This window comes from Peloplasma aerotolerans (assembly GCF_030012175.1).
In the GTDB taxonomy this organism is placed as follows: Bacteria; Bacillota_I; Bacilli_A; order Acholeplasmatales; family Acholeplasmataceae; genus Peloplasma; species Peloplasma aerotolerans.
Map to the genome: position 1 here is coordinate 1 of NZ_JASCXW010000084.1, position 1,254 is coordinate 1,254.

At 35.3% G+C, this 1,254-nt stretch carries 1 protein-coding gene; it reads right to left on the bottom strand.

Annotated features, from left to right (window positions below; genetic code table 11):
• A partial coding sequence (locus QJ521_RS09645; RefSeq protein WP_282840272.1) for an IS91 family transposase occupies positions 1-1,254 on the bottom strand: 1,254 nt, incomplete at both ends.

Sequence of the window (1,254 nt, forward strand, 5' to 3'; positions counted from 1 at the left end):
AGATATGAAAGGTCAAGATTTAAAACCATTTTTGAACCACAGGGACAAAGAAGAACATCAAACCTAAAAGCATTAAGTAACATAGTTCTCCATTTGAGTTTAGATTTCAAGTGTTGGATACTAGAAGATAATAGAAGTTTAGGTTTACCCTTGATACGATTTGACTTATTGGCGTAAAAGCCATAGTATCTCAATTGATGGAAACCCTTATCATGAATATGTCTAATGAGTTTAGCGATAAACTTAAAAGCGTGTTCAACAACAGTGACAGGATTTTCTTTATCTTCATGAGGGGTATAACGCCAAGTGACGAGACCATTCTCTTCATTCAAGGATAAGATATTGGATTCAGCAATAGGAGGATGAGAAGCATATCTAGCAATATAATCAGCAATCTTCTTCGAGTTATAAAACCTTGAATACTCTTTGACCTTAGGGCCATAGGTGTAAAAACCATCTTTATATTGTTTAATGATCTTAGTTCTAAGGATGTTGAATTCACGATATAAGTTTTTTGAAGCATTGGCTTTCAAGATATGATTGGCGTTTCTTAAGAAGATAAACATGAAAGCCTTTCTTAAACGCTCAAATGGAAAGAAGTAAAGATGTTTTTGATGACCTTTAAGATCAATGACCTGCTCAGCAAGTAAGACGTGGATGTGAGGATGAGGATTTAAGGCACGACCTGAAGTGTGCAGAAAGGCAATGAATCCTAAACGATAGTCTCTAAGTCTATCTGCTTTAGAAGGATTAATAGCAAAGTGAAGCGCTTGATTGACAGAATGAAACAAGCAATCGAAAAGTTCTCGACACTTCCAAAAGAGGGGTCTAAGGTCAAAAGGAATAGAAAACACAAAATGACGGTGAGGCACTTTAAGTAACTTCTTTTGAATTTCAATAGAACGTTGATCGCGATACTTATGACCACAAGATGCACAAAATCTTGAATGACAAGATAAACCAGTTAATAAGTATTGATCACACGAAGGACACTCATAAAACAAATGTCCTTTAGATAAGTCTTTACAATCGATCATCCTTTCAACATTATCAATGATTGACGGTCTAAGTTTATGAACATAAAGTTCTTTGAAAGCAGGCCAGTGCGTACGAAAGATTTCTTGAATCATCACATGATTTTGATTAGATGCGCGAACAGATTTTAAGTTGGATAGTTTATTGAGTTCGTTTTCGTAGACTGACTGTCCACTTTTCGCAGCAAGGACAAGTAAGTCTTTATAGAGTGTTTTAACA